This is a genomic window from Enterococcus rotai, from assembly GCF_001465345.1.
GTDB lineage: Bacteria > Bacillota > Bacilli > Lactobacillales > Enterococcaceae > Enterococcus_L > Enterococcus_L rotai.
Genome location: NZ_CP013655.1, coordinates 1,772,605 through 1,797,868 on the forward strand (window position 1 = coordinate 1,772,605; position 25,264 = coordinate 1,797,868).

Genomic DNA, 25,264 nt, shown 5'->3' on the forward strand with positions numbered 1-25,264 from the left:
ATACATAGAAGAACTCTCTACGACAGTTCTAGAAACTTGTCGTAGAAATAGACAAAAAATGGATTTTTCATTTGTTATTGATAAAAAAACTATGCTAAAGTATATCAGTCATTAAAAAGAGTAGGTGAGCAGGATGAAACATATAAAAAATACATTCAAGTTATTTAAATTAGATTGGCAACGCATTTTTAAGAACCCAATCGCTACATTTTTGATCATTGCCCTGATGATTATTCCATCACTTTATGCATGGTTCAATATCAAAGCTTTGTGGGATCCTTACGCAAACACTGGAGAATTGCCAATTGCGGTATACAGTGACGACAAAGCAGCAAGTTTTCAAGGTAAGGAAGTTGATATAGGGAAAGAAGTCCTGAAAAACCTTCATGAAAATAAACAATTAGGCTGGAAGTTTGTTGATTCAAAAGAAGAATTAGACAAAGGGGTAAAATCTGGTAAATATTTTGCTGGGATTTATTTACCGAAAGACTTTTCTAAAGATTTATTGAGTTTTACGACAGGTGAAATCGTCAAACCTAAAATAGAGTATTCTATCAATGAAAAAATCAATGCGATTGCACCAAAAATTGCAGAAAAAGGCGCTTCTTCTTTACAAGCCCAAATAACCGATCAATTTACCAAAACTGCAAGTAGTACCTTAGTTACGGTATTTAATGATATAGGCTATAATTTAGATTCTAATTTAGTCAGTATCACCAAAGTAAAAAATATGATTTTATCAACGGATGATAACATTGAGCAAATCGACAAGTATACACAAGAAGTCGTAGCACTTCATGGCAAAATGCCAGAACTGAAAACAAAATTAGCAAAAGCCAATGAATTTGTGGACTATTTACCGCAAGTGGATGCTTTAGGAACAAAATTGGTGGATTTAAATGATAAAATGCCGACGATCAAAGAGCAGGCTAAAGTTATTTTAACCTTGCAAGAAAAAATTCCGGAAATTCAAAATGCGGGTAAACAATTAGCGATGATCGATGAAGATTTTGCTTCCGTCGAACAAACCATGACTGATGGAATCAATGAAGCAAAACAAGGATTAACGATCATCCAACAAGTTCAAACGGCTTTACCAGATATTGAAAAACTTGGAGATCAGGCAGATCAATTGGCGACAGCGACCAAAGATGGTGCAACAAAATTACAAGAAGCGCTGCCAAGTATTACTAGCAGTATCAAAGTAACCTTAGAGTCTGTTCAAACCATTGGCTCCAATGTATCCGCAATTGCTGGACAAATCGAACAATTATTGACAGACAATGAATTAACGCCAGATGAACGTGCAGCTTTAAAACAAATGTTGCAACAATTTAGCTATAGTTTAGGTAAACAACAAGTAGCGATCGATCAATTAGCCGCGATGCTGACAGATATTCAAAATTCTTCTGGTAATCAAGATCTTCAACCAATCATTGATAGCTTGAACAATTTGAGCACACTAATCGGTGGCTTGAAAGCGAGAGTAGATAGTATCGATGCGGATTCAATTTCTGTGGATCAATTAAAAGCTGTTCTTGCTGAGATCGAAAGTATGGCTGGAAACATTGCTGGGATTGCAGGTAGTATCAATGTCGATGCAGTTGCAGCGGATGTAAATGATATATTAACCAAACTAATCAATACGATTTCAACTGCACAAGGTCTGCTTAGTCAAGCAAAACAAATTGACTTTGCCACACTATTAAATTCAACTCAAGCGACTGTTGCCAATGCGATCGGTATTTTAGAAAAATATCAAGCAGAATTACCAGCGATCAAACAAGAAGTTCATGATGCAAATGTATTACTGAACGGCCATATGGAGACGATCGTCAATGGTATCAATAAAGGCGCAGATCTTTATAACAACGAGTTACCTGTAATAGAAGAAAAACTGGGCTTAGCAGCAAGCTTTATTAAAAATGATTACCCAGAAATCAAAGAAAACATTACTGGAACATTAAAAACAGTCAACGAAAAAATGCCAGATTTAGAATCTGCTTTAAACAAAGCCAATGATTTAGTTCAAAACGATTGGCCAAACATTAAAACAGGGCTTCATAAAGCCGCTGAAGCGATTCGTAAAGGTGAAAAGGACGTTGACCTTGGACAAGTGATAAAACTGCTTAAACTGGATGCTAACGCGGAAAGTGACTTCTTTGCAAAACCAGTTGAAGTATCTGAACATAAAATTTATCCAATTGCCAATAATGGTTCAGCTAGTACGCCGTTTTACACAGCATTGTGTCTGTGGGTCGGAGCCGTATTATTTTCAAGTGTAGCAACCACTGATTTTTATTTAGATGAAAAAGACCGTGGTAAATATTCTAAACGGGAACAATTTTCTGCAAGAATGCTAACATTCTTAGTGATGGGCTTAGCGCAAGCCTTGATCGTGACTTTAGGGAATTACTTCGTACTAGGAGTAGATGTGAGACAGCCATTTTATAGTGTCTTGTTTGCCTTGTTGATCGCCTTTACGTTTATGATGATGGTTTATGTACTTGTGGCGCTGTTCGGCAATGTCGGAAAAGGTGCTGCGATCATTATCTTAGTCCTCTCCATTTCGGGCGGGGGCGGAAATTATCCGATCCAAGTTTCCGGCAAGTTCTTCCAGTTTATCAATCCGTTTTTACCATTTACCCATGCGGTGAATTTATTACGGGAGTCAGCAGGCGGAATTTATTGGCCAAATGCCTGGAAAGCGATTATTATTTTAGCGATGATCGCGATTGTTTTCTGTGTATTAGGGATATTCTTATATCCTTATATTGAAGAAAAAACGAAGAAATTTGCAAAAGTTTCTCATGAAAGTCATATCTTCCACTGATCATTACGATTGAATTATAACAAAAGATTGACATGACCGATTACAAGGGCATGTCAATTTTTTGTTCATTTTTTCAAGGCAAACCTAACAAAAAAACAAAGAACGCCCATCAATCAACTTGGGTCTTTCTAAACAATAAAAAGTCACTAATAAAAATAGGATTTCACTATACAAATGATCAGAATCATTTTATAGTCTTAAGATATGCTAAAAATGAGGTAGGGATGATTATGATAAATTTTTTAATAGATCGTTTTGAAAAAAGACAACCAAAAAATTCAGATACGCGAACAGCCTTTGGTATTTTTGCAGGAGTTGTCGGATTGTTATCTAACTTACTTCTTTTTGTAGGGAAACTATTGATCGGCTTGGTTTCAGGCAGTGTGTCGATCATGGCCGATGCCATGAATAACTTGTCAGATACCGTTTCTTCGGTTTTAACTTTAGTTGGTTTTTATATTGCGGGCAAACCTGCAGATAAAGAGCATCCGTACGGTCATGAACGTTTTGAGTATATCAGTGGGATGTTAGTGTCATTGTTGATCACATTTGTTGGTTTTCAATTCTTTATGACTTCAATCGAACGAATCAAAGCACCACAAAGTATCAAAGTGACGCCAGTGATTCTGATCATTTTAGTTTTGTCGATTTTGATCAAAGTTTGGCAAAGTGTGTTTTATAAACGGGTAGCCAAAAAAATTGATTCAAATACCCTTGTTGCAACAGCTAAAGATAGTTTAAACGACGTCTTCACAACGATTGCGGTTTTAGTCTCAGCAACGGTTGAAGGTGTTACGGGGCTAAAAATCGATGGCATCGTTGGTTTGGTCATTGCTTGTTATATTATTTTTAGTGGCTTGCAATTGATTCGTGAGTTTATAAATGAGTTGATGGGGTTACGCCCAGACCAAGCAGCGATCGATCAAATGAAATTGTATCTATCCTCTGTTTCAGAAATCGTGGGGTATCATGACTTGCTGATTCATCAATATGGACCAAACAAAACCTTTGCGTCAGTTCATATTGAAATTGATGATCGCTGGGATTTGACCAAAGCACATGAAACAATTGATGAAATCGAGTTAGAGTTTAGGCAAAAGCTAGGCGTGGATCTAGTTTGCCATATCGATCCAGTAAATTTATATGACCAAAGACAACAGTTTATTCATCAGGAACTGAAAAAAATCATTAAAGGAATCGATAGTGAATTAAAAGGGCACGACATTCGTTTAGTTGAACATGGCGGTAAACCACGTATCTTATTTGACTTAGTCGTTCCAAATCAGTTTAAAGCAACAGATCAGGAATTAAAGATTCGGATTCAGGAACAAGTTTACAGAAATATTGGTGACTATCCAGTGGAAGTAACCTTTGACCACAATTATTTACTCTAAATATTTAGAAAATGATGAACTATAGATATAAATCTGTTTTATTTTCTCAAAAAAAATATAAAATCAGTTGTTCTATCTAAAAAAATGAAAAAATAATCTTCTTTAACGTGGTACCATAGGGATGGATTGTTAGGAGGAATTAAAAAGATGAATAGTGAGTTATTGATTGTTCTGTATTTTTTCGTTGTGGTGATCGTTGTGTTGACATTGGTGATTGTTAGAGATAAGCAATTTTTAAGGACTTTATTAGAGAAAAAAGAGTTACACCAAGAGGAAATCACGGATTTAAAATTAGAAAAAGTCCGTTTGAAACATATTATAAAAATGCAGGATGAAACTATTACCCACATGCTGAATTCAAGCCCGCAATACTCTAAAAAGCTAGAGCTAGAGTACTCAAAAAAAGCGATAGTAGAAGAACATGCACCCTTAGAGTGGGATTTGGGTGAATATGAAAGTATGAACCAAGAGTATTACCAATCGTAAAATAAAAAGAAGTGACTGAGCGATATCCACAAGGGATTTTCCTCAGTTGTTTCTTTTTTTTCTTGTATCTAAATTCGCAAAATCATATACTGATTAAAAAAGGGGGATTTTGAATGGAAGCACAATTGATTGTCCTTGGTTTTGTGGGACTGATTATTTTAATCATCACTGTAATGGAAATCTATAATCGCCTAAAATTGAGAGCAATGGTTAAAAGTCAATGGGGGACGTTTCCAAGTTCGCGTTTCTTTGATAAAGAAGAAAGCTTGAAAGAAGCGTGGAGTCAGGCAAGAAAGTACCGAAATTACGATAGTGAAATCGATGATATTACTTGGTATGACTTAGACGGCTTTGCCTTATTTGAGCGAATCAATGGAACTTATTCAAGTATAGGATCAGAGGCACTGTATCAACGTTTACGAAATTTTAATTTTTCTAAAGAAAGCCATGATCGTTTGGAGAAATTAATCGATTATTATCAACAAAATCCGACTATTCGAGAAGAGCTGCAATTTCATTTTGCCTGTTTAGGGAAGCAAGATAAAAATAATGTAGAAAGCTATTTAAGTGAAACCAGAAGCCAAGAGTTGCCTAAAACAAAATTGTATCTATTCTGCGGGCTATTGCCAATTCTATTGCTGATAGTCGTGTTGGTATTTCCAACGTCGTTATCTATTTTATTACTATTAGGCTCAATCTTATTCAACGTCATCTATTATCAAGTAAAAAAGGCAAAACTCCAACGTGAGCTGACTTGTATGGGCTATTTGGTTCAAACGGTTGCCTGTGCTAAGAAAATAGCGAAAATAAAAACACCTTTTCAAGAAGAGCTGACGAAAAATTTACGACCACTTGCTGCGATGACCAAGTTTGGTATTTCTTTTCGAATGAAGTCAAATAGTGATGCGGAGCTGATGTTTGATTATTTCGCGATGATTTTTATGTTACCATTTATTTCCTATAATTTTGTTTTGGAAAAATTGAAGAATTATGAGTTGCAAGCAAAAGAAATGTGGCGTTTATTGGGAGAGCTAGAAGTAGCTGCCGCTGTGTTAAATTTTCGAATGGTCATGCCTGATACCAGTCAGCCGGTTTTTTCAGAAGAAATTCAAGTGCTAGGTGAAGAAGTCTATCATCCATTACTAACAGAACCGGTGCCAAATGAGGTGAATTGGACCAAAAATACGCTTGTAACAGGTTCTAATGCTTCAGGTAAGTCAACGTACGTCAAAAGTGTGGCAATCAGCTGTATCCTTTCTGCAACGATTCACACAGCTTTAGCAACGCACTTCCAATTACCATTTGGCCATATTTTAACATCAATGGCAGTGGAGGATGATATTTTTGAAGGGGACAGCTATTTTATAGCAGAAATAAAATCGGTCAAACGCGTGCTGGACTTGGCTGAAACAACTGTTCCTTGTTTGTGTTTTATCGATGAAATATTAAAAGGTACGAATACGATCGAGCGCATTGCTGCCTCATCTAGTATGGTGCATTGGTTAGATGCGTATCCGTCCTTAGCGTTTGTTGCGACGCATGATATTGAACTGACAGAAATTTTAAAAGGATCGTGTGATAATGTTCATTTTGAAGAACAGGTTACTAAAGAACAAGGCGTGACCTTTGATTATCAATTGCGGCAAGGTCCTTCTACAACAAGAAATGCTATTCAGTTGTTGGATGTGCTGAATTATCCCCAAAGCATTGTTGAACAAGCGAAAAAAGAAGCAGACTATTTTGATCAACATCGATCATGGCAAATAATAGAATAGTAAAAAAGACAAGGACTGGCATCAGAGCTGTTCTTGTCTTTTTTACTAGCCTAAAAACAGCGTAAAAGTGGGATAGTTTTGATGAAAAGAGAATCTTGCTAAAATGTTAGAAACAATGTTCTAAGAATTTGTTAAATAGAGAAAGAGGAAGAGATAAATATTTCAATAGTTTAGCAGGTAAATAATTGACAATCGTCATTTATGGGCGTAGCATATGTGATTGTTTGCGGAAAAAGCATATTCTTTTCTGAAAATAAAATAGAAAAAAATCAAAGAAGGAGAGGTTGATCAAGTGGACTACTTAAAACGATTATTTATCGGAAAACCGTTAAAATCAACTGAAAACGATGAGCATAAGTTGAGTCGTTTTGCTGCACTGGCCTTATTGTCATCAGATGCACTATCATCAATTGCCTATGGGACAGAACAAATCGTTGTTGTACTGGTTACATTATCTGCTGCTGCTATTTGGTATTCGTTGCCCATCGCTGCTTTTGTTATTATTTTACTTATTTCATTAACGTTATCTTATCGGCAAATCATTCACGCCTATCCTCATGGTGGTGGCGCTTATGTTGTCAGTAGCGAAAATTTAGGGAAGAATGCCGGTTTAGTGGCTGGTGGTTCATTGCTGGTCGATTATATGCTGACCGTGGCCGTATCCGTTTCAGCAGGTGCTGAGGCAATCATTTCAGCGGTACCAGCATTGTATGGTCACCAAGTGGCTATCTCGATTGTGATCGTGTTGTTGATCATGTTGATGAATCTACGCGGATTGAGAGAATCTGCTAGTTTCTTGATGTTCCCTGTGTATAGTTTTATTGCAGTGATCACATTATTGATTGGGACTGGTTTGTTCAAAATCATGACAGGGGCGGTTCCTTTACACGCAACAGCCATACCAGGTACAGTTGTTCCAGGTATTACGATTGCGTTGGTGTTACGAGCCTTCTCTTCAGGCTCTTCTTCACTGACTGGAGTGGAAGCCATCAGTAATGCGGTACCGTTTTTCAAAAAGCCTAGAGCAAAAAATGCTGCAGGAACGTTAACGCTAATGGCTGCAATCTTAGGTTTTTTCTTTGTTGGAATCACCTTTATCAATTATTGGTATGGAATCGTGCCACAAAATGAAGTGACGGTATTAGCGCAAATTGGGAAAGCTGTTTTTGGTCAAAATATCCTTTATTATGTACTGCAATTTGCAACAGCATTGATTTTAGCTGTAGCAGCCAATACAGGTTTTTCAGCCTTTCCAGTGTTAGCCTATAACTTAGCCAAGGATAAATTCATGCCCCATATGTACATGGATCGTGGAGATCGTTTAGGCTATTCAAATGGGATTTTGACCTTAGCGGCAGGTTCTGTCGTATTGTTATTGATCTTCCAAGGGTCAACAGAACGCTTGATTCCGCTATATTCAATCGGGGTCTTTATTCCCTTTGCTTTATCTCAGACAGGTATGGTGCTGAAATGGCGGAAAGAAACGAAAAAATGGTTATCAAAATCAATTGCGAATATTGTTGGAGCCTTCATTTCTTATGCAATCATCGTTATTTTGTTCATGTATCGTTTAGGCGATATCTGGCCGTTCTTTATTATTATGCCTGTGTTGATTTTTGTTTTTTACAGTATTCATACTCATTACCAAAATGTAGCGGAACAACTACGCTTAGAAGAAACAGTCAAGCAGCAGGAATTTTATGGTAATACAGTGATTGTCTTAGTCGGAAATGCTACTCAAGCTAATGTGGGAGCTGTCAATTATGCTCGTTCAATCGGTGATTATGTAGTAGCGATGCATGTCTCCTTAGATGAAAACGTTGAAAAGGAAAAAGAAATCGAAGCCGCTTTTAAGCAACATTTTCCAGATATTCGTTTTTCTGTCGTCCATTCATCTTATCGTTCGATCACCAATCCAATTCTTCGTTATGTGGACTTAGTAAGTCGAAATTCAGCCAAACGGAATTACACGACAACTGTGTTGATTCCACAGTTTGTGCCTAATCGGCGCTGGCAAAATATTTTGCATAATCAGACGAGCTTGCGTTTACGTTTAAAATTATCATGGCGGGAAAATATTGTGGTTGCGACGTATAGTTATCATTTGAAGAAATAATAAAAGCAAGTAAGGATCTGAAGAGATTCTTACTTGCTTTTTATGTTAGAGCTAAACAGACTCATACGTTTTTACTTGATCCAGCTGCAACCGTTAAATCCTTCGGTGATAACGAAAACTAATTCACAGGGAAAAGCGCCCTGTTAAAATTATTTTTCTTATATCACTCAGGATCTGAGCAAACGTGTTCCGCTTTTCTATGATCTAGCTACATGAACCAGCTCTTCGGAAAAAAGATAAATCCTGTTTGTGATAAAGAGCATCACTAACAGGATTTCCTATTTTTCAGTCAGAGCAAAACGGCTCATTCTGCTTTTCTATGATCCAGCTGCACAAAACAGCCTTTGAGGAAAATAGATAATCTGGATAGAGAACAAAGAACGTTCTATATCCAGATTCCTAATTTTCTCTAAGGCTAAGCGTTTTGTTCCGCTTTTCTATGATCTAGCTATATGAACCAGCTCTTCGGAAAAAAGATAAATCCTGTTTGTGATAAAGAGCATCACTAACAGGATTTTCTATTTTTCAGGCAGAGCTAAACGGCTCATTCCGCTTTTCTATGAATGTTTACTCACCGGATCTAATCGGCGTTCGATCATGCCCAACACCCAGTCAGTAATGATCGCCATCAAAGCAGTTGGTAAAGCCCCAACAAGGATAATGGCGGTACCATCTGTGGCATTGGTTCCGCGGATGATGATATCACCCAGTCCACCAGCGCCAACAAAAGCACCAATTGCGGTGATTCCGATTGCGACAACTAAAGCATTTCGAATTCCTGCCATGATCACAGAAACAGAAAGCGGTAATTCTACCATGTAAAGTCGCTGCCATTTAGTCATCCCCATGCCTTTACCGACATCTAAAATATTTCGATCGACCTGGATCATCCCAGTATACGTATTTTTGATGATTGGCAATAATGAATAGAGAAAGACAGTGACAATAACAGTATTGACGCCAAGTCCTAGACCTAGCATCAAAATGGAAAGCATTGCTAGAGAAGGAACTGTTTGGATCAAGTTTGCAATACTTACGACCCAACCAGCCATTTTTCTTCTACGGGCAATGAAAATCCCGATTGGAATACCCACGATAGCGGCAAATAATACACCATAAATGGAAATCAGAAAATGTCGAACAAACTGACTCAAAACATAACTACCGTTTTGCTCAAAGTAATAGAAGAACTGTTGCAGTAAATTCATATCTTGTAGGTTCTGCATTATTTTCCACCTCCTTCAGATTCGAAGAAATGGTGTTCTTTTAAGAAGTTGTCTGCAACAGTTTCTGGTTCCATCAAATCATTGTCTGCTTGATAGTTCAGTTTTTGCATCGTTTCCGTTGAAATTTTGCCTGATAATTTAGCTAATACATCCTTCAGTTCAGGATGTTTTTTCAAGATTTCGTCTGTTGCAACCGCACAGGCATCATAAGGTGGGAAGAAGTGTAGATCATCTTCTAAAATCACCAAATCATAGCTGCCGATCCGACCGTCTGTTGAATAACCTAGAACAACATCCATCTTGTTAGCAGCAACAGCATCATAGACTAAACCAATCTGCATTGGGAAAACACGTTTAAAATCGAAGCCGTATGTTTCGGTGAAGCCTTTGTAGCCATCACCCTTACGATCGATCCAAGACGTATCAACACCAGCAGTCAATTGATCACCAACTTTTTTGAGGTCACTGATGGTTTTCAAATTATACTTTTTAGCGGTTTCTTGCGTTACCATAAAAGCATAGGTATTAGCAAATCCATAGGAATTAAACCATTTTTGCTGAAATCTTTTTTGAAATTCAGATTGAACAACATCAAAGGCCTTTTTCGGATCTTTGATCGGTTCTAAGTTTAATGTTGTCGTTAAATCAGTTCCGGTATAACGGGCAGCTGAAATTTGTGCATCGCCATTCATCATAGCTTGATGATTGATCGTAGTTGTGGCTAAGTTGTTGATGATCGTCGTTTTTTCATCCGTATAATGTTCGATCATACCAGCAACTAAGCTGGCTAAGATTTGTGCTTCCGATGTGATTCCTCCGGTAATGGAAATGGTTGAATCATCAGAGTTAGAAGCTAGTCCAGGTAAAGAACAGCCTGCTAATAGCAACGCACTGCAACAAGTTAACAGTAATAATTTAAGTTTTTGTTTCATTATTATTCCGCCTCCCTTAATGCTTTAGGCGTTAATTTTTTCTCCAATAATCCAAGCAATAAATCCGCAGCTAGCGCTAAAATTGTGACAGGAATCGTTCCAGCGAAAATCAAATCAGGTTGGTAGTTGTTTAATCCACTGAAAATGAAATCGCCAAGACCACCAGCACCAATGTAAGAAGCAAGTGTCGCCCATGCAATCACATAGACTGCAGCTAGGCGAATCCCAGCCATGATTGTCGGCATAGCGATTGGTAATTCGACCATAAAAATCGATTGGACATTGGTCATCCCCATCCCTTTAGCAGCATCTTTATAATCCGAGCTGACTTCGCGGATACCGATATACGTATTTCGTAAAATAGGTAATAAGGAGTAAATAAACAATGCAATGATTGCTGGAATTTTTCCAACACCAAAAATTGGGATCATCAAAGCAAGTAAAGCCAGTGATGGAACGGTTTGTAAGGCACTGGTCAACCCGATAATGATTGCTGCGGTTCTTTTAGTTCTGGTCAACAGGATGCCAATCGGCACAGCAAACAAAATCCCCAGTAGCAGTGCTATCCCAGAAATAAAAATATGTTCACCAATTTTAGTGACAAGTTCATTTCCTCTTTCTAATAAAAACTGATTCATTTTTTTACACCTCCGCTTGAGGCTGTTTGACATCAGTTGCTTCTGATTCATTTTGAGTTGGAGCAGTTTCTTCTGTTTCTTCTTCACCCCAGATAACATCGTAAACGATATCTACTAAGGAAGCTCTGGTTAAAATACCCACGACTTTTTGTTGGTCGTCTACAACAGGAACGTATTTTAAGCCACGTTTTAAAATTCGTTGCAACGTGTCGCGTAGTAAAGAAGATTTTTTTACAAAGAAGACTTTTGGATTCATGATATCACTAACACTGGTAGCCGTATTTCTGCGGCGATCAAGTGTTTCAACATCGATAAAGCCTTTTAAGACTCCAGCCCCATCAACAACTAAGAGTGTATCAACACGTTTTTCTCTCATTAGTTTGATTGCTTCTGATAATGATTTTTCTGGTGTGATCGTAATCGCATTGTTCAACATTACTTCACCAACTGTTGTAATATCTGGCTTGGCTTGGATCAAACGATCTTCACCAATTAATTCTTCGACAAATTCGTTGACTGGATGACGTAAAATATTATCCGGCGTATCAAATTGGATCACTTTACCTTCACTCATAATGGCAATTCGATTCGATAATTTTAACGCTTCATCCATATCATGTGTTACAAATACAATTGTTTTTCCTAAACGTTCTTGTAAATCTTTGACTAAGTCTTGTAAAGAGTCTCTTGTAATTGGATCTAATGCACCAAAAGGTTCATCCATCAAGATAATATCTTGATTAGCTGCAAGAGCCCGAACAACGCCGATTCGTTGTTGTTGTCCACCAGATAATTCGTTTGGATAACGATCAAGCATTTCTCTAGGTAGCTCCACTAAATCGATCATTTTTTCTGCGATTTTATTGCGCTCTTCAAGGTCTACTTTCAATAACTTCGGTACAAGTACGATGTTTTCTCTAATTGTCATATGCGGCATCAACCCGATATTTTGAATAACATACCCGATTTTTCTACGTAACTCCACTGGATTGATCGTTTGAATATCTTCACCATTGATCAAGATTTTTCCTTTTGATGGATCAGTCATTCGATTGATCATTCTCATAGAAGTTGTTTTTCCGCTACCACTGGTTCCGATAAAGCAGATAAATTCGCCTTTATCAAAAGACAGATTGATGTCATCTACAGCGATTTTGCCGCCTTTGTAAATTTTTGAAACATGTTGAAATTCGATCAACTTTCTCACCCCAAATTCTTTTTTCTTGGTCTCGTTTCTTACAGAATTACAGTGTTTCCTAACAAATGGTTCTACTACTAGTATGCTACAAAACAACGATTTGGACAAATCAGAGGTTTTTATGACCATTCTTAAGGTCAAAAATAATGAGATGATCAACATATTTTTCTAAGAAATGCTGGAAAAAGTTAGGGAAGAAGGACTTATCAACTATTATTCTATTGACAATAGTTAGAAACCTTAGTATATTGTTGACTAGCAACTACTATTTTATGAATAATAGGAGGCGAAAAGGAGAGAAAATGGAAAAATTTGGGTTATGGTATTTGGTATTTAGTTTGAGTTATTTGTTTTTATTTTATCTTGTAGCGAAGAGAAATGAAAATTATCGGAAATTTGTCTTAACTGGTTTTGTTATTATCCAATTTATTTACTTAGCTTGGCGGTTTGTTTATACGATTCCTAGTGGAAGTATTGTTGAAACGATTGCCGGGAGTTTATTATATCTGGCGGAATTTATGGGATTCATTCAGGCCTTTACTCTAGTGATCTTATTTTGGAAGCCGTATAAACGGAAAAAAAAAACAGTAGATGAATTAAAAGTGTTACCCACTGTTGATATTCTGATCGCTACCTATAATGAAAATATTGATATTTTAGAAAGAACTGTTGTAGGGTGTTTATCTATTGACTATCCTAAAGAGCTATTAAAGATCTATCTTTGTGATGATGGAGATCGCTCGATGGTAAAAAAATTAGCAGAAAAACATCATGTTGAATTTATTGCTCGTCCTACACATGAGCATGCCAAAGCAGGGAATTTAAATTATGCACTAACCAAAACTAGCGGAGAAATTATTGTGACTCAAGATGCAGATATGGTGCCTAAACGTGAGTTTTTACAACGAACGCTTGGGTATTTTGCGCAAGAAGATGTTGGGTTTATTCAAACACCGCAAACGTTTTTTAATTCAGATATTTTTCAACATAATCTATATTTAGACAGTGAAATCAATAATGAACAAGACTTTTTTATGCGTAGTTTAGAAGAAGGCAAAGATCAATTCAATGCAGTATTGTATGTAGGAAGCAATGCATTATTTAAGCGGGCGGCGTTAGATTCGATCGGTGGATTCACAACAGGTGTGATCACAGAAGATATGGCTACAGGTTTATTGTTGCAAAATAATGGATGGCAAGGCGTCTTTGTCAATGAAGCGCTCGCTTCAGGACTTTCTCCAGAAACGTTAGCAGATTATGTGAAACAACGGGATCGTTGGGGACGTGGTAATGTCCAAGTTGCTAAAAAGTATACATTAAAGAAACTGAAAAATTTAAGCTTCATTCAAAAATGGTTTTATCTTGATGGTGTGCTGTACTGGTATTCTGGCATGTATAAATTGATTTATTTACTATGCCCATTTTTATATTTGGTTTTTAACATTTCAAGTTTGAAAACGACGTTGGCGCAACTAGTGATATTTTGGCTACCGGCATTTTTATCGGGGAGTCTGATGTATAAGTCAGTTGCTAGAAAAAAATATAATTCCTTCATAAGTAACATTTATGAACTTGTTACAGCACCGCAAGTTTCTTGGGCCGTTTGGAAAGAGACCTTGTTTAGTCCTAAAAAGAATAAAAAGTTCCATGTGACGATTAAAGGGATCCAAGGGGGAAAAGGCTACTTTGATTGGCGCAATTGCAAAATTCAGATTCTATTATTAGGGCTTAACTGCTTCGCTTTGATTTATTACATCTGGCAATTAGATCTAAGTCAGCTACAGTGGTGGAATGTGTTATCCATCAATGTTTATTGGTTGTTGTATAACATTGTTAGTTTGACCGTAGCCGTTTGTGTCGCATATGAACGACCACGTTTACCAATGATCGTTCCAGTTGAGTATCAAGGCAAATTAATGAAAGAAGATCAAGAAATCCCCGTTCAAATCAATTATTTAGGTGAGAAAAGTGTGACCATCATTGCCAATCAACAAGATCCGCATCTAAGCATGTTGCTTGATCCAGAAGCAGGATTTCTGTCTTTTCAGAAAATAAAAAATGTAAAACTGGTTCGTTCGCGTACTATTAATGTAGCAGGAAAAGTTGAAATCACATTCAAAATTCAAAAGTTTTCACGAAAAAATCACTATCGTTGGTTAGGGCTGATTTATTCTGATCCAACCTATGGAATTGGTGATATCCAGTCAATCAGAGTTAAATTTTATACGATTTTTAAATATATAGTCAAAAATAGAAAAGATGCACAAAAAAATCAACAGTTACTGTCATAAAGGAGCCAATTAGACGTATGAAAAAAAAGAGAATAATTATGATGCTAGCGTTTATAGTTGTTGTTTTCACTGGATGCGCAAAGAATGCTGATCCTAAAGAGGTCGCTACAGCTTTCATCAATAATATAATTTATGATCGAGATAAAGAAGCTGGGGAAAACTATTTTTATCAGTTAGACGCACCTAGCCAAGAAGACTTGACACAAGACTTTTCTGAATTGTTCGGTCTTTCAAAAGAACAAGCAAAAGAGTTAGTAACGATCTATCAGGAGCGACTTGAAAAGGAAACTAGTTTTTCGGTAAAGGTAAAAAATAGCAAGGCGAAAAAACAAGAAGTAGAAGTGACGGTTACAGGACTGGATCAGACGGCATTTGATCAAGTCATTGATCAAAAAACCGATGAAGAATTGGTCCAATGGTTAAAGAATAAAGGCTATGATATGATCGGAAAATTAGATGATATCGACAAGATTTCTGACGAAAAGCAATTAAATGGGATTTTAAAAGAATTAGATGCATTAAAAGATGAAGACCTTAATCAAATCCAATTTGAAGCACTGAAAAAAACGTTTAAAGAGTTGAAGGCTTCCAAAGAGTCAAAGACGATCCATTTAGAACTGGAACCAGATAAAAAAGAGCAGAAATATTGGATCATAGTAGATGAAGAAAAACGTTTTAACGAATTGCTAGATGCTTTCCAAGGATAACTAGAGTAAAGAAATATGTTGATTAAGGAGAAGTTAGAATGAAAAAATTTATAGTATTTTGCATAGCTCTTTTAATGATCGGGATCGGGACGACCCAGACGGTAAATACCGCAGATGCTGCTTTTTCAAAAGATGAGGCAGTTAGGGAACGGTTTGCTTTAAAAAGAGAAAGACTAGCAGAAGTCGTGTCTAAAAAGATCGCTCATGTTGAGAACTCAATCAAGACAAAACTAAAAGAGCAAGAGGCAAAAAAAGTTCAAAAACAAAAAGAAGAGGCTGAAAAGAAAGAGGCCGCTACAAAAGCAGAAGAAGAAAAAGTAGCCAGTCAAGCTGCAGCTCAAGAAGCAGCAACTGAACAAGCAGCAGGATCAGGCCAAGCGACAGCCCAACAACCAGTAGAACAGGCCCAACCTCCACTAGCACCTGAAACTGTTGAGGAGCCTGAAGCGGTGTCTGGTGCCTCAGCTAATGGACGGGAAAGAGGCCAACAAAACAGAGAGTGGGGCCGGCAGTTGGGTGATCCTAATTTGACACCAGAAGAGCGTCAAGGTATCATTCAAGAGAAAAAGAATTACAACCGCAATAACCACCGATAAAGGACTGAACAAGATTTGTACCAAAGACTAAAGCCCTTTGGTGCAGCGCTTAATTTGCTGTTTTTTGAAATTAGACATGTGCTCTTTTCATAGTCGATTTATTTCAGTGGTTACTTACTAGAAACTGCGGGTAATTTGTCAATCAAAACTGTGATAAGGGGATTGAGCGATGAGGGCTTCCAGCCAATTTAAAAAAGGTGCTTTAGAAATGTGTGTACTTCATTTTATTCAAAAAGAAGATCGATATGGATACGAATTAACACAACGAGTGAATCAGTTTATACCAATTACCGAAGGGGCGCTTTACCCAGTTTTACGCCGATTAGTCAAAGAATCTTATTGTGAGATTTATACGAAAGAATCACCTGATGGTCCTTCCAGAAAGTATTACCAAATGACGGATAAAGGAAAAGAATATTTGGAGCTTTTAGAGCGTGATTGGGATGAATTCGTTGAACAAGTAAGTAAACTGAGGGAGGCAGATTAGTGAACACCATGGAAGAATATTTAAACCAACTAAAGGCTGCTTTTGCTGAAGAAGATATAGAATATTTTAACGAGCTGAAAGAAGATTTATTGGAGCAATTAGCTATTTGTTTAGAAGAAGGACAAACAGAAGCAGAAGTTGTTGCCAGACTCGCTCCGCCAGAAGAAATAGCTGCTGACTTTTACGCAGATCTAAGCTTGGATGCTGCAATCAATGCCAAAACTTCTGTTGTTCCTAGAGAAGAAATTCAAGATGTATTCATTCAAACTCAGAAAAAAAGAATGCAAAAATTTATCAAGACAGTATTTAAAGTGTTGAGACCGTTATTTCTTTTAGGACTGTTGGCAGTTTTTGGCTTTTTCTTGATCTACGTCGTAAAAGAATTGATAGAAGAACGAAATCTTGCTGGTATTCCAACCATTTTATGTTTATTTTTATTGGCGATTATCTTGCAAGTTATTAAAAGTTGGTTTAGTCAAAAGGAGCGCTTGATCAATGGGGTTGCAATTGGTTTATCTGGACTGGGCGTCGCATTGTTGCTATTTTTTTCAGTAACAGGCCAGTTAATGTATAAAGGTAGACAATATTACAAAGAAATCAATCTAGCTTCCAGCAATCATGCTGCTTTTAGTTTTGATTCAGATGCAGATGTTGAGATCACCACAGTTGAGGTATCTAGTACTGAAAAACCGAGCTTAATGGTGAAAGGCAGATTCAAAGAAAGTGACATTAAAAAGATTGAAAATGGCTCATATGATAACAAAGTTGACTTAACGTTGGATGAGGAAAATATTTTTGATTCATTCACACGAACAGGACGTTCAGAAGTGATTTTCTTTATTCCAAAAGGGACGATCCTCGATGATTTTCACTTAGGTTTAAGCCAAGGCGATTTACGTTTGCTGGATATCCAAACGAAAAATTTTGACTTAGACTTAATTTCAGGAGATGTTTATGCCAAAAATATTATTGCTGATGAAGGCAATGTAGATAGTGATTACGGCGACGTAATTATCGAAGAATCAGCGATGAATTTAAACGTCAAAAGCACTTCAGGCAAAACCGTTATCACTGGTATGCTTGGTGATTTAACGATTGAAGGCAATAAAGGACTTTCTATTTTGAAATTTTTACGTTCGGATAAGGTTGTTTTAAACAATCATTCAGGACGAATGATTTTAGAAGACTCCGAAACAAAGAAGCTCACGGCCACAGCAACAGATGGGCAAGTAATTGTAAAAAGAACCAAAGGGGATCTTTCAATGGTCAATGAGAACGGCAAAATCGTCTCAGAAGAAAATCAAGGGAGATTAGATTTGAAAAATGGCTCTGGACCAACAATTGCTATTCAAGAAAGTAAAGTAAATGCAACTGTTTTCAGCCAATCTGGTTTTATCAAATGGCTCCAAGACCCAAGTCAAACAATCAACGTTATTGCTAGCACTGGGACTGGCGAATTGAGAAATGATTTTTCTGATGTATCAAATGATGGAAAATATAAAATTGATGTAAAATCCAAAACCGGCGATGTTAAAATCTTGGAAAAGGTTGAATAAGTTTTAGCAGTTTGGCGAAGAGATGACAGTGGTCTAGTTTTATGAATTACAACGGGTCTATTATATAAGGGGAGTTAGGCAAAACGTGGTGAGTTTTGCTTGGCTCTCCTTAAGCTTGAAATGAGTGTTATGAGAAACCTCGATGGCTAAATCTATATTTTGACGAAGTAGCACTTCGCTGGCTGTCTTCGCTTGTTTTTTAATAAAGTTTTTAAGGAGAAAAGGATGTTTAAAAAAAGGAAGATTAAAAAGTGGTTTGAACAAGGAAAGCATTCCTTGGAAGCAAAAGATTATCAACAAGCAGTTTATTTTTTCAAATTAGTTATAGAAGCAAGTATCAAAAATGGTGGCATTCAACTAAATGAGTGTTTCAATGCGTTTATTTCACTTGGTGATATTTATAACGAGGAATTATGTTTTGAAGAGGCTGATCAACTATATCGTATGGCTGCAGGGATGGATTTTTCAGCAAAATTTGTGTTGTTGAAAGAAGAGTTGTTTCATGACGATTCAAAATATAACCTAGATAGAAAAAAATGGTTGAAAAAAAATATGATTGATTTTACCGATATCATTCAAGCCAATGATGGTAAAAAATGGTTTTTTCTAATTGAAGAAGGAAACATGAGACAGCCAAAATTAATACCGACCAAAAAAAGAAAACCTCAAGTCCCGATAGATGAAGAATCTTTTTGGTCCTATGAGGATTATCTGGATACTCAGAATATCTAGATGGAGAGGCCGAGACAAAAGTGTTTAGCTCCAAGAAAAAAGCTACTTTTGTCTCGCCGTTTATTTGGATTTAGAGAACCGACTTTTGTCCGGTTCTTTTTCTTTACCAATTTTAATTAACAAAGAAGTCAAGTAGGCTACTAAAAAATAGAGAATAATTCGCCTATTTTCATAATTAAACAAGATAAATGAAATATTTTCTGACACTTTGTTGACTATGAAATTGTTTTTCTTTAAAATGAGTAATAGATAGAAACGAATATAATAAAAAAGGCACTTCACAAATCAGTTGGCGCTGATTCGTGAAGCCCTGATAAGTCAGAGAAAGCTGACCAATCAAGTTGCCCTTGTCAATGCGTAACATCGACATATTCCATTTTACTCAATTTTTGGAGAAATATCTAGAACTTTCTTTTCCAGAATTTAAGATGGATTATGTGATGCCTATTTGTTGAACATGCAATGGTGTTGGTAGAGTTTACCGATACCATTTTTTTTGTTTCTATCTAGAGAGTGTAAGGAGTTGGATTGTGAATCGCTTTGACTGAAGCCGACAGTCAAAAGCTGTTTCATAAATTTGATCTTTGCAGTTTCGCAAAAATCAAAGAGGGACAAACCTAGTAGAATCGTTGAGATGGTAATGTTCTGTTTTGTTTGATCCAGTCTTTGATTTTCAAGAGGTATAAACAGGAGCAAAAGAACAAAAATAATCTTGACCTATTCTAGATAAGTTCGTTTATTTTTGTTTTTGGCACCTGTTTGTATCTTAGCGTAAGCTACATAGATGATTCAACTTAAGAATGATTCAACTTATGGTTCATGATAAAGAGCTGCTTCGATTTCTGTCCGCTTTTTTTCCAAGAAGGGTGGCAGAGCAAGCTGTTCACCTAAAGCGTCTAAGGGTTCATCGATCGTAAATCCAGGTGTTAACGTAGCGAATTCAACACGATTACCGCCGGGTTCTCTGATATACAAGCTTTTAAAATAACCACGATGGACTAGTTTTTCAATATGCCAACCTTGTTGTTTCGCTTTTTCATATAGATGATTAAGTGCTGTTTCATCTCTAATCGAAAAAGCTACATGATCCATACTTCCTCGACCCATCCTCGTTTTTTCTACTGTATTGGTCTGCACTAGCTGAATAGAGTCTGTTTCATTCAACTGTAGATATCCCTGATCAGTTTCCCAACCTAACAACCGATAAAAAAAATCTGCTGTTTTTTCAAGATCGGTGACATGAAATTCGGTCGATAAAAGACCTAAAATCTGTTTATCGCCAGGAATGGTGTTTTGAACCTGTAATTCCTTAGCTAATGGTGGTTGTTCTACTTCAACTAGCTGAATCGTTACTTGATCTCGATTTTGAAAAGATAATGTGTTTGCTTCTTTAGTGAAGCCTATTTGAGCTTCAGTTAACCGCTGTTCCCAAAAGTACAAGCTGCCTTTGGGGATTTTTAGTCCGATCGAATTCAAAAAATGGTCATTATCATATCGATTAGCGAGTGCTGGAATGACGAAAAACGTAATGACAGAACCGGGTGTTCCAGCGTAATCGCCGTAATAGTAATGAAGCATTTTATGATTCTCTTGATTGACTGTTTTTTTTACAAAGCGCAACCCAAGAATCGTTGTATAAAAAAAGTGATTTTCCTCAGCATATCTAGTCAATAAGGAAACATGATGAAGTGGTGCAAACATGATAAACCTCCTAATTTGATAACTTACTTTTAGTAAGTTTAATGGTTTGAAACAGCAGAATCAAGTATTTTGTCTTTTAGTAAGGTGTTTTCTTCGTAGCCAGATAACCTAAAAAATGGTAGAATAGCCAAGACAAATCAAGTAGAAAGAGTGACCAATATGCTTAGTACAGAAGATTTTGATTTTGATTTACCAGAAGAGCTGATTGCTCAAACCCCTTTAAAAGATCGAACGAGTTCACGACTTTTGGTGTTGAACCGTGAAACCAAAGAGATAGAAGATAAACACTTTCATGATATTATTGATGAATTAAACGCAGGAGATGCGTTAGTCATGAATGATACTCGTGTATTACCAGCGCGCTTATATGGAGAAAAACCTGAAACTGGTGGACATTTGGAAGTGCTGCTTTTGACAAATACAGAAGGTGATACGTGGGAAACGCTGATCAAACCAGCCAAACGTGCAAAAGTTGGCACAAAGATCAGCTTTGGCGATGGTCGTTTAAGTGCAACCGTTATTGAAGAACTCGAACATGGTGGACGGATCGTAACGTTCAGCTATGATGGTATCTTCTTAGAAATTTTGGAATCATTGGGAGAAATGCCTTTACCGCCTTATATAAAAGAGCGTTTAGAAGACCCTGAACGCTATCAAACTGTCTATGCAAAAGAAAATGGCTCTGCAGCTGCCCCTACAGCGGGTTTACATTTTACACAGGAACTACTTGGGAAAATCCAATCAAAGGGCGTGAAGCTCGTTTATTTGACCTTACACGTCGGATTAGGAACATTCCGTCCTGTTAGTGTAGAAAATATTTCAGAACATGAAATGCATAGTGAATTTTATCGTTTGACCGAAGAAGCAGCTGAACAATTAAATGACGTGCGGCAAAGTGGGGGCAAAATTATTGCGGTAGGAACGACTTCGATTCGGACCTTGGAAACAATTGGAACGAAATTCGATGGACAAATTAAAGCAGATAGCGGTTGGACAGATATTTTTATTACACCTGGTTACGAATTTAAAATTGTCCAAGCTTTTTCTACTAATTTCCATTTACCAAAGTCAACATTAGTGATGTTAGTCAGCGCATTTGCAGGGAGAGATTTAACGCTCGCTGCGTATCAACATGCAATCGATGAAAGTTACCGCTTCTTTAGTTTTGGTGACGCAATGTTTGTAAAATAAGTGAATTAAAAAATCATAAAAACTCGTTTTCTTCTAAACTTGAGTATGAAGGACAATTGTATGAAATCAATTATCCTTCATCCAACTCTCTTAGAGTGAAAACGAGTTTCTTCTTTTTGGGATTCGAGGTAGTAACAATTATAAACCGCTTAAAAGTAATGTTTGTGATAATTCTCTTTTACGAACAGATCTAGGTAAGAAGCACCGAATTTCATCTTCGTTGAAGCCAATTTGTAATCTCTTTTCATCGATCATAATTGGACGGCGTAGTAATCCTGGATTCTCTTTCACCAGCTCCAATAATGCATGTAAAGGTAATTCGTTAATATCTATATCTAGTTTTTGAAAAACTTTGGAACGGATCGAAATAATATCTTCCGTGCCTTCTTCAGTAAGGATTAATATATTTTTTAGTTCGTCTAATGTAATAGGAGTCGTGCCAAAGTTCTTTTCTTCAAATGGAATATCATGATCAATTAGCCAACGCCGCGCTTTTCTACATGATGTACAGCTATTTGTAGTATATAATTTTAACATATTTTTCATATCCTTTCGAAAATATTGGTACATACCTCTTAATAACTATAATATACGAAAAGTAAAAAATTCACAAAATAAATGCTTACAATATAGCTGTTTATCTCTAACAAAAGGATGAAATAACTGGGAATTCACAAAATTTTGTTATTTTTTTTTGATAAATTGCACTATTAGCTTTAATATATAGTGAATTAGTTTGTTATGTATGCACGAACATCTAATGAGGTTTTTTATTATGATTTTAATAACGTTTTCGTATGGTGTGGAAAAGTAACTATTTTTTATCGGCACTTGACTGTTGGGTGACCTCATAGTTTATGCTAACAGAACTAAGAGCAAACGCTCACTTAAAAAACTGGATCACATTTTTAGTCGTTTTGGATGAGCTTATCTATTTTTTATTGGAGGAGATCAAAATGGAAACATATTTAACTATGGGACAATTAGCTGAATTATTGGCTATTTCCAAACATCAAATTCGTTATAACGAAGAAAAAGGCTTGTTGTCGCCAGCGTTTATTGATGCTAATGGATACCACAAATACGGTATTGATCAAATGTATCAGTTGGCAAATATTCTTTTAATGAGAAGTTTAGGCGTATCAACGGCTCAAATTACTAAGTTTATGACCAATCAGGATAACGTTTGGGCGGAACAAACGTTAAAAGAAACACTACAAGCTACAGAAGACAAAATTCACCAATTAGTCGTTGCTAAAAAGAAAATTGAAGCGTTATTGCCAGAGATCGAACAAAAAGAGGAGGGATATCTTAGCTTGCCAGAAAGAAATTTGAGGAAAGTCTATTCATATCCATTGATGGAATCAATGAATATAGCTGCCTTCTTTAAAGCTTTCAAAAATACTCAAAACAACCAACCTATGCTTTTTGAATCACTCTATTATTTAGTCTGCGATCAGCAGATGGATGTTTACGTTGAAGACCCTTTGGCAAAAGATAAACAACTAAAAGCGGGTGACTATGTAGTAAAAAGAGTTTGGGTAGAAGAAGAGGCAGAATTGTTAGAAGCCGTTGCTAGATTTAAGCAAGAAACCAACTTTCCATCTTTGGGCGTATCAGAAGTAATCATCAAAGAGGAAGCCTATTCTTCTATTTTAATGAATAATAAACTTTTGTATGAACTTCAAGGGTTTATTTCAATGAAAGGGTGAGGGCTTTATGAATAACAGCATACAGGTGATGGCTCGTGATCAATTAAGTCAGCAGGAAGAAAAGGAGGTACTTAGGTTGTTGCTAACATCCTTTTCGGCCAAATTTGGAACACTTCATCTAAAGCTAGATGAACAGCTGGATATTTTAGTTTATCTTGATCGGAAATATTCACAGCAGCTCGCTCCCGTTGATTATATCGCAAAGAAAGAAAATAAAATCGTCGGGTTATTGACTATTGCGGGAACAACCAATTATCCCCAAAAACTTGCCTATCCTTTTGAGTTAGTTAAAAAGTATGGTTTTTTTACTATCGCTCACTATCTCTTATTGCTGACAGCGCTAGATTACCGTTCTGCTGATAAAGAGCAGTATATTGAAAATATTGCAGTACACGAAAAATGCCAAAAACAGGGAATTGCCAAGGAATTGATCGAGATGGCACAAGCAAATACAAAAAACGGTGAAAAGCTGACACTTCTTGTTTCTGCTGAAAATACGCATGCAAAGCGCTTATATTTGAAGTGCGGGTTTTCAATCGTTAAAAGGAAAAGAAAAGTTCTTTTAGGTTTTTTAGTGAACGAACCAAATTGGCTTTTTATGGAATGGAGCAGATAAGATGAAACGAGTGAAAAAGTTGATCCTGTTATTTACAGGATTACTTATGATTTTAGGCATGTTTATTTGGTATGAACATTTTTATGATATGCATGAGACCACTAAATGGATTCCAACTACTAAAGGCCGTTTGGCTGCTGTGTTAACACAACCAAAAAGGCGTGAGTCTCGTGGAATCGTAGTATTGGTTCATGGAGATGCAGCGGTTGATGCCACAAATGAAGGTGGCTATAGGACTATGATGGAACAATTTGCTAAAGCTGGATTTACAACGATTTCTTGGGCAAAACCCGGGGTCGCTGGCTCAACAGGAAACTGGCTGAATCAATCGATGGATGATCGGGCAGATGAAGTAACTGAAGTCATTCAATGGGCAAGGAAACAACCAACTATAAACACAGAGAAAATTGTGTTATGGGGAGTAAGTCAAGGTGGTTGGGTTGTCCCAAAAGTTGCTGCGCAAAAGAAAGTCCCACTTTCTAAAGTAATCTTGGTATCTCCAGCAATCGACTGGGTAACGCAAAATACGTATTATACGACACAAAAATTAAAACAAGAAGGCAAAACACCGCAACAAATCACAGAAGCTTTAGGAAAAGAAGAGCAAGTGATCACGTTGCTGAAAAACAATGCATCTTTTCAAGAGTATCTAGCAAATACGCCAGAACCAGAGCCAATGTCAAAAGAGCGCTGGTCCTTTGTTAAAAAGAACTTCAGAGCTAACAGTCGGTCTGATTTAGAAAAAATAAATGTCCCAGTTGAGTTGATCCTTGCTGACCATGACCAAAACGTAGATATTAAGGACACTGAAAAAACATACTCAGAAAAAATACCAACAGATTTGCTATCTGTTTATAAAATGAAAAATACCGCTCATAGCATGGTATATGCCAATCTTACACAATCAGAATTTTTAACAACAGCTGCTTACTTGTTAGCACCTAAAGATTTTTTGATCAATAGAGCCTTTTTAAGGCAATCATTTTTATCTGTTGCAAGAGATTGAGGATCTCATCCTGTTTTTTGCTAGTGCTTCAGCTGATGACTACGATATTTTTATTTACTTTTAAAGAAAAT

The 25,264-nt window shown here is 36.7% G+C and carries 21 protein-coding genes; 15 read left to right on the forward strand and 6 right to left on the reverse strand.

The annotated features are described in order from the left end of the window. Window positions 1-133: 133 nt before the first annotated feature. From ATZ35_RS08185 to kimA, 5 genes are all read left to right on the forward strand, one after another. Window positions 134-2,833, forward strand: a complete 2,700-nt coding sequence (locus ATZ35_RS08185; protein ID WP_208930326.1) for a YhgE/Pip domain-containing protein — start codon at window positions 134-136, stop codon at window positions 2,831-2,833. A 230-nt stretch (window positions 2,834-3,063) separates the two neighbouring features. Next, window positions 3,064-4,227, forward strand: coding sequence for a cation diffusion facilitator family transporter (locus ATZ35_RS08190; protein WP_208930327.1), 1,164 nt, complete (start codon window positions 3,064-3,066; stop codon window positions 4,225-4,227). 147 nt (window positions 4,228-4,374) lie between these two features. After that, window positions 4,375-4,713 (forward strand): hypothetical protein, encoded by a 339-nt coding sequence (locus ATZ35_RS08195; RefSeq protein WP_208930328.1) that lies wholly within the window; start codon window positions 4,375-4,377, stop codon window positions 4,711-4,713. Window positions 4,714-4,826: 113 nt separating this feature from the next. Next, entirely contained in the window at window positions 4,827-6,488 is a 1,662-nt protein-coding gene (locus ATZ35_RS08200) for a MutS-related protein (protein WP_208930329.1), read from the forward strand. 292 nt (window positions 6,489-6,780) lie between these two features. Next, on the forward strand, window positions 6,781-8,604 hold the full coding sequence (kimA, locus tag ATZ35_RS08205) for a potassium transporter KimA (protein WP_208930330.1): 1,824 nt from the start codon (window positions 6,781-6,783) through the stop codon (window positions 8,602-8,604). Window positions 8,605-9,161: 557 nt separating this feature from the next. Here the strand turns inward: kimA and ATZ35_RS08210 are convergent. Genes ATZ35_RS08210 through ATZ35_RS08225 form a run of 4 tightly spaced genes read right to left on the reverse strand, consistent with a single transcriptional unit; the run spans window position 9,162 to window position 12,598 of the window. After that, complete coding sequence (locus ATZ35_RS08210; RefSeq protein WP_279614926.1) at window positions 9,162-9,830, reverse strand: ABC transporter permease; 669 nt, start codon at window positions 9,828-9,830, stop codon at window positions 9,162-9,164. Further along, on the reverse strand, window positions 9,830-10,762 hold the full coding sequence (locus tag ATZ35_RS08215; protein ID WP_208930331.1) for an osmoprotectant ABC transporter substrate-binding protein: 933 nt from the start codon (window positions 10,760-10,762) through the stop codon (window positions 9,830-9,832). Before ATZ35_RS08215 ends, ATZ35_RS08210 begins: the two co-directional genes overlap by 1 nt. A 2-nt stretch (window positions 10,763-10,764) precedes the next feature. Then, on the reverse strand, window positions 10,765-11,400 hold the full coding sequence (locus ATZ35_RS08220) for an ABC transporter permease (protein WP_208930332.1): 636 nt from the start codon (window positions 11,398-11,400) through the stop codon (window positions 10,765-10,767). 4 nt (window positions 11,401-11,404) lie between these two features. Next, window positions 11,405-12,598 (reverse strand): betaine/proline/choline family ABC transporter ATP-binding protein, encoded by a 1,194-nt coding sequence (locus tag ATZ35_RS08225; RefSeq protein WP_208930333.1) that lies wholly within the window; start codon window positions 12,596-12,598, stop codon window positions 11,405-11,407. A 302-nt stretch (window positions 12,599-12,900) separates the two neighbouring features. Here ATZ35_RS08225 and ATZ35_RS08230 point away from each other — a divergent pair, with 302 nt between their 5' ends. From ATZ35_RS08230 to ATZ35_RS08255, 6 genes are all read left to right on the forward strand, one after another. Then, entirely contained in the window at window positions 12,901-14,889 is a 1,989-nt protein-coding gene (locus ATZ35_RS08230; RefSeq protein WP_208930334.1) for a glycosyltransferase family 2 protein, read from the forward strand. Window positions 14,890-14,906: 17 nt separating this feature from the next. Then, on the forward strand, window positions 14,907-15,596 hold the full coding sequence (locus ATZ35_RS08235) for a hypothetical protein (protein WP_208930335.1): 690 nt from the start codon (window positions 14,907-14,909) through the stop codon (window positions 15,594-15,596). Between the two features lie 38 nt (window positions 15,597-15,634). Further along, complete coding sequence (locus tag ATZ35_RS08240; protein WP_208930336.1) at window positions 15,635-16,192, forward strand: hypothetical protein; 558 nt, start codon at window positions 15,635-15,637, stop codon at window positions 16,190-16,192. Between the two features lie 169 nt (window positions 16,193-16,361). After that, window positions 16,362-16,679, forward strand: a complete 318-nt coding sequence (locus ATZ35_RS08245; RefSeq protein ID WP_086445077.1) for a PadR family transcriptional regulator — start codon at window positions 16,362-16,364, stop codon at window positions 16,677-16,679. A gap of 8 nt (window positions 16,680-16,687) precedes the next feature. Then, window positions 16,688-18,235, forward strand: coding sequence for a DUF4097 family beta strand repeat-containing protein (locus ATZ35_RS08250; RefSeq protein ID WP_244148241.1), 1,548 nt, complete (start codon window positions 16,688-16,690; stop codon window positions 18,233-18,235). A 225-nt stretch (window positions 18,236-18,460) separates the two neighbouring features. Further along, window positions 18,461-18,967, forward strand: a complete 507-nt coding sequence (locus ATZ35_RS08255) for a hypothetical protein (RefSeq protein ID WP_208930338.1) — start codon at window positions 18,461-18,463, stop codon at window positions 18,965-18,967. Window positions 18,968-19,777: 810 nt separating this feature from the next. Here the strand turns inward: ATZ35_RS08255 and ATZ35_RS08260 are convergent. Beyond that, complete coding sequence (locus ATZ35_RS08260; protein WP_208930339.1) at window positions 19,778-20,668, reverse strand: VOC family protein; 891 nt, start codon at window positions 20,666-20,668, stop codon at window positions 19,778-19,780. Between the two features lie 159 nt (window positions 20,669-20,827). On the opposite strand from ATZ35_RS08260, the gene queA reads away from it, so the two are divergent. Then, entirely contained in the window at window positions 20,828-21,859 is a 1,032-nt protein-coding gene (queA, locus tag ATZ35_RS08265) for a tRNA preQ1(34) S-adenosylmethionine ribosyltransferase-isomerase QueA (RefSeq protein WP_208930340.1), read from the forward strand. A gap of 138 nt (window positions 21,860-21,997) precedes the next feature. Here queA and spxA read toward each other — a convergent pair whose 3' ends face one another. Next, a complete protein-coding gene (gene spxA, locus ATZ35_RS08270) occupies window positions 21,998-22,396 on the reverse strand; it encodes a transcriptional regulator SpxA (RefSeq protein ID WP_208930341.1) in 399 nt (132 codons plus the stop codon). Between the two features lie 419 nt (window positions 22,397-22,815). Here spxA and ATZ35_RS08275 point away from each other — a divergent pair, with 419 nt between their 5' ends. Genes ATZ35_RS08275 through ATZ35_RS08285 form a run of 3 tightly spaced genes read left to right on the forward strand, consistent with a single transcriptional unit; the run spans window position 22,816 to window position 25,193 of the window. After that, window positions 22,816-23,571, forward strand: a complete 756-nt coding sequence (locus ATZ35_RS08275; protein WP_208930342.1) for a helix-turn-helix domain-containing protein — start codon at window positions 22,816-22,818, stop codon at window positions 23,569-23,571. A 7-nt stretch (window positions 23,572-23,578) separates the two neighbouring features. Next, complete coding sequence (locus ATZ35_RS08280) at window positions 23,579-24,187, forward strand: GNAT family N-acetyltransferase (protein ID WP_208930343.1); 609 nt, start codon at window positions 23,579-23,581, stop codon at window positions 24,185-24,187. Window position 24,188: 1 nt separating this feature from the next. Beyond that, complete coding sequence (locus ATZ35_RS08285) at window positions 24,189-25,193, forward strand: alpha/beta hydrolase family protein (RefSeq protein WP_208930344.1); 1,005 nt, start codon at window positions 24,189-24,191, stop codon at window positions 25,191-25,193. Window positions 25,194-25,264: the final 71 nt, after the last annotated feature.

Bases quoted from the DNA above. Each gene is read 5' to 3' on its own strand.
- ATZ35_RS08185 (WP_208930326.1), top strand. From the start codon at position 134: ATGAAACATATAAAAAATACATTCAAGTTATTTAAATTAGATTGGCAA.
- ATZ35_RS08190 (WP_208930327.1), top strand. From the start codon at position 3,064: ATGATAAATTTTTTAATAGATCGTTTTGAAAAAAGACAACCAAAAAAT.
- ATZ35_RS08195 (WP_208930328.1), top strand. From the start codon at position 4,375: ATGAATAGTGAGTTATTGATTGTTCTGTATTTTTTCGTTGTGGTGATC.
- ATZ35_RS08200 (WP_208930329.1), top strand. From the start codon at position 4,827: ATGGAAGCACAATTGATTGTCCTTGGTTTTGTGGGACTGATTATTTTA.
- ATZ35_RS08210 (WP_279614926.1), bottom strand. From the start codon at position 9,830: ATGCAGAACCTACAAGATATGAATTTACTGCAACAGTTCTTCTATTAC.
- ATZ35_RS08215 (WP_208930331.1), bottom strand. From the start codon at position 10,762: ATGAAACAAAAACTTAAATTATTACTGTTAACTTGTTGCAGTGCGTTG.
- ATZ35_RS08220 (WP_208930332.1), bottom strand. From the start codon at position 11,400: ATGAATCAGTTTTTATTAGAAAGAGGAAATGAACTTGTCACTAAAATT.
- ATZ35_RS08230 (WP_208930334.1), top strand. From the start codon at position 12,901: ATGGAAAAATTTGGGTTATGGTATTTGGTATTTAGTTTGAGTTATTTG.
- ATZ35_RS08235 (WP_208930335.1), top strand. From the start codon at position 14,907: ATGAAAAAAAAGAGAATAATTATGATGCTAGCGTTTATAGTTGTTGTT.
- ATZ35_RS08240 (WP_208930336.1), top strand. From the start codon at position 15,635: ATGAAAAAATTTATAGTATTTTGCATAGCTCTTTTAATGATCGGGATC.
- ATZ35_RS08245 (WP_086445077.1), top strand. From the start codon at position 16,362: ATGAGGGCTTCCAGCCAATTTAAAAAAGGTGCTTTAGAAATGTGTGTA.
- ATZ35_RS08250 (WP_244148241.1), top strand. From the start codon at position 16,688: ATGGAAGAATATTTAAACCAACTAAAGGCTGCTTTTGCTGAAGAAGAT.
- ATZ35_RS08255 (WP_208930338.1), top strand. From the start codon at position 18,461: ATGTTTAAAAAAAGGAAGATTAAAAAGTGGTTTGAACAAGGAAAGCAT.
- ATZ35_RS08260 (WP_208930339.1), bottom strand. From the start codon at position 20,668: ATGTTTGCACCACTTCATCATGTTTCCTTATTGACTAGATATGCTGAG.
- queA (WP_208930340.1), top strand. From the start codon at position 20,828: ATGCTTAGTACAGAAGATTTTGATTTTGATTTACCAGAAGAGCTGATT.
- spxA (WP_208930341.1), bottom strand. From the start codon at position 22,396: ATGTTAAAATTATATACTACAAATAGCTGTACATCATGTAGAAAAGCG.
- ATZ35_RS08275 (WP_208930342.1), top strand. From the start codon at position 22,816: ATGGAAACATATTTAACTATGGGACAATTAGCTGAATTATTGGCTATT.
- ATZ35_RS08280 (WP_208930343.1), top strand. From the start codon at position 23,579: ATGAATAACAGCATACAGGTGATGGCTCGTGATCAATTAAGTCAGCAG.
- ATZ35_RS08285 (WP_208930344.1), top strand. From the start codon at position 24,189: ATGAAACGAGTGAAAAAGTTGATCCTGTTATTTACAGGATTACTTATG.